This window comes from Oscillatoria sp. HE19RPO (assembly GCF_024220515.1).
Taxonomy (GTDB): domain Bacteria; phylum Cyanobacteriota; class Cyanobacteriia; order Cyanobacteriales; family Laspinemataceae; genus Laspinema.
Map to the genome: position 1 here is coordinate 1 of NZ_JAMXOT010000207.1, position 5,168 is coordinate 5,168.

Genomic DNA, 5,168 nt, shown 5'->3' on the forward strand with positions numbered 1-5,168 from the left:
ACTCCTTTGCCACGAGTTATCCTCTGAGCAATGACAATGTAGCAGACGTGGTTTTAGCAGGGCGAACCCGATGTCCAGTTGAGAATGAGAATAACAACACCCTCAAGACCAAAGGCTACCATCAAGGGACACAATTTTGGACTTGTCTTGCAGCATCTTTCCTCATTGCTGGCGACCCTCAGCATCCTCTCCCTGCTCTTCCATACCCTGCTGGAGTTGCTCGATGACAAGTACCAGTTGCTACGAGTGTACTTGCCGAAGCGCCAAACCTTCTTTGATGATTTGCACCGCGTTAAACCGTTATCTGTACTTCGACAGTTGGGATCACCTTCTGACCTTTATGCTTGAAGGACTTGAGTTAGACATCCCACCCAATAGCAGTTGAATTTCCAAAATGAGAATTGCTCCTCAAGACCAGTAAATTATCGTTTTTTGATGAAAAAAGTAGATCCGACATGGTAATATGACGAAAACTTATTTTACCTACCCCCAATATGTTATTGCCAGCGGTCTTACACCCCGATGTGGTTGATTTCATCCGTAAAGCTACGGAAAGCACCCTGAATGAAAGGGTGTGGAATTGTATCGACAAGCTAAGACAGCAGCAATTTGACGGCGGATTGCGGGTGAAGAAACTCAAAGGCATCGCCAAGGGAGTTTGGGAAGCCCGCATTAACCAAGCATCGCGCCTGATTTTTACTTACGAGAACTCCAAAAAACCTGAGACGGGACAGCCACAAACCTATATAGCCGTTCAGGATATTTGTCTGGCTCATGATGATGTGTCCCAAAGCGCTAAGGCAAGACAAAAAACTCCTGATGCTGAATGGCTGAATGCTGAATTGCTAGAGGCGATCGGGAGTGTGGATCGCGACCAACTCACCCCAGAGGAACAATCTGCTCTTGAAGCAGCACGATCGCAAGAGTTGCAGATTCCCCCTGATTTTGTTGACGAACTGCTAGGCAATATTCAATGGCGGGTGGTGGAATCGGACGAGGATTGGCACAGAGCGATCGCAACCCAAGATGCTGACTTGCCCCTGAAACTCACCTCAGATGAGTATGAACTGGTGAAGCTATACGGGAACCTGTTGCTATCGGGTAGTGCCGGAACGGGCAAAACCACTGTCGGACTGTATCGCTTGGTGAAAAGTTTAGAGACTTTGCCAGAGGGAAAACGGCTTTATGTCGCCTACAACCCGATTCTCGTTAAAGAAGCTGAGAAGCAATTTAAGCGCCTCGTCAGTGGCAGCAACATTGACATTGAATCGGTTTTTGAGTTTAAGACTATCGGAAATTTGTGTTTAGATATCCTGGCAGCAGCCGGGAATTCTTACCTTCCTGAAGATGAGGTAACATACCAAATCTTCGAGCAACTCTACCGCCGTAAAGCTCAACAGCCTTATCCATCAGCGCTCATTTGGGATGAGATTCGCAGTATCATCAAAGGAGCATCTCTGGAGACAGGTTCTAATTTGCTGTCTGAAAAACAGTACGCGCAGTTGGGCAAGAAACGGTCATCGGTGGTTTCCAGACGCGATCGCCAGAAAGTCTATAAGATAGCTGCATGGTATCAAGGTTTATTACAGCAGGAGGAGCGTTTTGACGAGATAGATTTGGCGCGAAAAGTTCTGCAACTCATTCGGCAAGGGAAAAGCGATCGCTATCAGCTGATTGTCTGCGATGAGGTACAAGACTTTACGGAGTTACACTTGGAACTACTCATCAGACTGGTGGCTTCAGGAGGACATCTTTTCTTTGCAGGAGATTTAAACCAAATGATAAGCCCTAGTGGCTTCCGGTGGGAAGACCTGAAGACCAAATTTTTTAAGGGGCAGCGTCAAGCAGTTCAGAAAACTTTAGACTTTAACTTCCGCAGTGTTGGCTCATTGGTAAACTTAGCCAATCAACTGCTAAAGTTGCGATACCGCCTGCTACAAGAGCGTATCAATGAAATTGGGCAACCTGTGGGCAGTTATGGCGAATGTGCGCGGCTAATTGCTGCACCTTTGGAAACCCTACAACCAACTTTATGGCAGCTAAATCCCAATGAAGCCATCCTAGTCAGAACTGAAGCAGATAGAGACAGGTTGAGTACAGAGTTTAAATCTAGCTTTGTTTTTACAATTGAGGAAGCAAAGGGGCTAGAGTTTGACACGGTGTTCTTGGTGGAATTTTTCAAGCCGCGCCAATCCTTGTGGAATAAGGTGTTGGGAGGTAAGCAAGCACCCAAGGAGACTGAAAAGCCAGAATTGCGGCTAGAGTTGAACTTGCTTTATGTCGCCGTTACCCGCGCCCGTCGAATTTTGAATATTTGGGAAACTCAACTTTCAGCAGTTTGGAGTCAGTTAGAGGTAGCGAGTTTCGTTCAACGGATCGATCCTGAATCAGCCATAAGCGATCGCATAGAGCCAATGGCTGAAATGTGGCGAGAGCGCGGTCACTACTATCTGGAATCTGGCTTCTACCGTCAGGCGATCGAGTGTTTTGAAAAGTCAGGCGACATAGAGTTACAGTTGCAGACAAGGGCTAAACTCCTGTTGCAAGAGCGGAACTATGGTGAAGCGGCTCGGGTGTTTGTTGATTTGCAGGATTGGCAACAAGCGGCTCAACTGTTTGAGAAGGTGGGGCAGTGGGAACAAGCGGCTGAGTGCTGGCAAAAAGCTGGCAATGTCGAAAGGCAGCAAGTTTGTGAAGTTCAGGCATTGGAGGTGGCTGAACAGTGGGAAAATGCAGCGCAGTGCTGGGAAGCACTTGGACGGGTTGAAGATGCCAAGCGTTGCTGGTTAAAGAGTGGTAATCCTCAAGAAAATGCAGAAAGGAGAATAGTTTATTTAGATCCTAAAGAGGAATGGTTTAACTCTATGGATTTATTGATTAAAGCCGCTGAAATTAATCAATTTATTTCAGGGCTAACAATAGAAGAACGAAAGGCTTGGTTCTATCATAGCTTGCGCTCTGATAATTGTTATTTTGGAAATTGCTGTTTCACCCGAGTAATTCTTTTCCCTGCTCCTATAATTAATGGTTTAAAGCATACGAAAAACAACCAAACATATTACCTTCCTCAAGTAGGCTTCAATCCTAACGATATTTTAGTAAGAGAATTGAAATTAAAAGATAGACAACCTGTATTTTTATCTCGATGTATAAAAAAACCAACTTCAAATCAAGTTCTTCCACAGGTTATTCCTATGTTTTTTGCCAGCGTAACATTAAGCACTAAAATAGGCTCGGGATTGGCATTTATTTTACCAAGTTTGTGGGATAAAATTGATATCAACAATGATAATGAAAATGGAGTATTTGTGACGGTGCTTAAGCGGAGTTTTAAAGAAAAGGGGGATTTCGATCCTGGGAAGGCGCTCCATTAATTTCGGGCCAGTACCACCAAATTGACGATAGGGTTGGCCCGAAATTGCTACCAACTCTTTCTTCTTTATCGAACGGTTGGCGATTTTGCCTAACTCCCTCCTTGCGTAGATCCATCGCCTCCCGATGCACCCCAAACCTCTATCTTCACAGGACAAACAGCCGGATGAATGTTATAAAGAAGACCAGAAGTAACTCACTCCTCAACTTCAACAAAGTTTAATGGAGAGTCATAAACCACAATGCCAACTGTTTTAAGAGTAGGAGCCTATCGATTTTATTTTTATAGTCACGAACCCAACGAGCCGCCGCATATCCATATCGATCGCGATAATCTATCGGCCAAGTTTTGGTTAGAACCTGTGGCACTCGCCCGGAACATTGGGTTTAGTGCCAAGGAACTCAGAAAAATACAGGCTATAATTGAAGAACATCAAGAAACCTTAATGGAGGCTTGGAATGGGTATTTTGGCACCTAATGCCGATGAACGAGTGAAAACCGTAGAGTTTACAGAAGACTCCCTTAGTGTGGAACTCATGGACGGTCGCATCATTACTGTCCCCTTGGCTTGGTATCCTCGGTTATTACACGCCACTCCCGAACAATTATCTCAATGGCAAATTTCTGGCGGGGGTTATGGGATTCATTGGGAAGAACTTGATGAAGATATCAGCACGGAAGGTTTACTCCGGGGTTCTCCTGCACCTCGACAACGCAGGGATTCGATCGCAACTTCTTAAGTAGTTCTCAACCCGGTTATTCTTCTCTTTCTCAACACCGGGCGATCGCATTTTCCGAAGCTACCCAAACAACGCATCGAGCTTATAGCGATTCGCATATTCCGATCGCAGTTGAGCAACGTACCAACCCACATTCCTCCGGTTTAATTGCTGATTTTTTCTTTTTTCAAAACCTTAAGCCATAAAGGGTTTCAGCGATTTTATAGAAAATCTATGGGAACGACAGTCCTCACTGTCACCGGAGTTTTTCTGCTTATTGAGAATATTCTCAATAAAACCCAGACTTTTTGAGTGCTTATTCTGCTGGAGGGAGTTATAGAGTCCCTTTGTGAAAAAATAGCTGAAAGTATTAGAGGGAAAGGTTTTTGGCTATTTTAGAAAAATAGTTGCTTCAGCCAAAAAACCTGCGGAGATATTCTTCATAAGTATTTTTGCTTATGCGGAATGTGGGTACCAATCCTCTAACGTCAGAAATTCCGACAATTCTCGATCGCTGTCTTCGCTGAGAGTGACGTAGCGCCCATCAACTAATCGAATTGCACTCAATCCCGTTCCCCCATGAAACACCAGATACTTCTGCGCCATCCCTCGATCGCAGTAAAACTGATTGACGCTATCGATATCATCCCCTAATTTAGCATCGCCAAACGGACTCAAAATCGTTTCCGACGCGAACAAGTCTCCACCCCCTGTCATTTCCCACAGTTCGATTAAGTCTTTGGACAGTTTCAAATTCCGCTCTAATAACCATGCCTGCAAGCGGTTGTGAGGTATTGCTCCATTCCACACAAATAGTTGGGGATGACGGGCTGAATCTTCAATTAAGATGTTATTCATCAGCAATTCTCATTTTGGCGAAAAACTGTTCAAGTCCCCAGCATCCCAGTATAGTAATGACATCTGAGAAACCCAGGAGGGCCAGAGCCGTTGAAAAAGCCAGGTTGGTTTGACACTGTAGTGGGTTCTTTCCGCAAGCGCTTGTCGTCGCTACCGGACAAGCGCACGGGTAAAAATCGCCGCTATGGAATGGAGGATGCCGCCTTAAGCGCGTGAGC

5 protein-coding genes and 1 pseudogene are annotated in these 5,168 nt (G+C 45.2%); 5 read left to right on the plus strand and 1 reads right to left on the minus strand.

The window, feature by feature from the left end; genetic code table 11:
* From NG833_RS18940 to NG833_RS18955, 4 genes and pseudogenes are all read left to right on the plus strand, one after another.
* A pseudogene (locus NG833_RS18940) lies at positions 1–348 on the plus strand (hypothetical protein); the annotation flags it as partial.
* Between the two features lie 146 nt (positions 349–494).
* Positions 495–3,374 carry a UvrD-helicase domain-containing protein gene (locus NG833_RS18945; RefSeq protein WP_254566834.1) on the plus strand — a complete coding sequence of 960 codons (2,880 nt, stop codon included), beginning with the start codon at positions 495–497 and terminating at the stop codon, positions 3,372–3,374.
* Positions 3,375–3,614: 240 nt separating this feature from the next.
* Positions 3,615–3,851 (plus strand): DUF4160 domain-containing protein, encoded by a 237-nt coding sequence (locus tag NG833_RS18950; protein WP_254566835.1) that lies wholly within the window; start codon positions 3,615–3,617, stop codon positions 3,849–3,851.
* A complete protein-coding gene (locus tag NG833_RS18955; RefSeq protein ID WP_254566836.1) occupies positions 3,832–4,113 on the plus strand; it encodes a DUF2442 domain-containing protein in 282 nt (93 codons plus the stop codon). Before NG833_RS18950 ends, NG833_RS18955 begins: the two co-directional genes overlap by 20 nt.
* 435 nt (positions 4,114–4,548) lie before the next feature.
* Here NG833_RS18955 and NG833_RS18960 read toward each other — a convergent pair whose 3' ends face one another.
* The gene (locus NG833_RS18960; RefSeq protein WP_254566837.1) at positions 4,549–4,950 is read right to left on the minus strand and encodes a hypothetical protein; all 402 of its coding nucleotides are present in this window, start codon (positions 4,948–4,950) and stop codon (positions 4,549–4,551) included.
* A gap of 90 nt (positions 4,951–5,040) precedes the next feature.
* On the opposite strand from NG833_RS18960, the gene NG833_RS30515 reads away from it, so the two are divergent.
* Positions 5,041–5,166 carry a hypothetical protein gene (locus tag NG833_RS30515; protein WP_256556066.1) on the plus strand — a complete coding sequence of 42 codons (126 nt, stop codon included), beginning with the start codon at positions 5,041–5,043 and terminating at the stop codon, positions 5,164–5,166.
* Positions 5,167–5,168 lie beyond the last annotated feature (2 nt).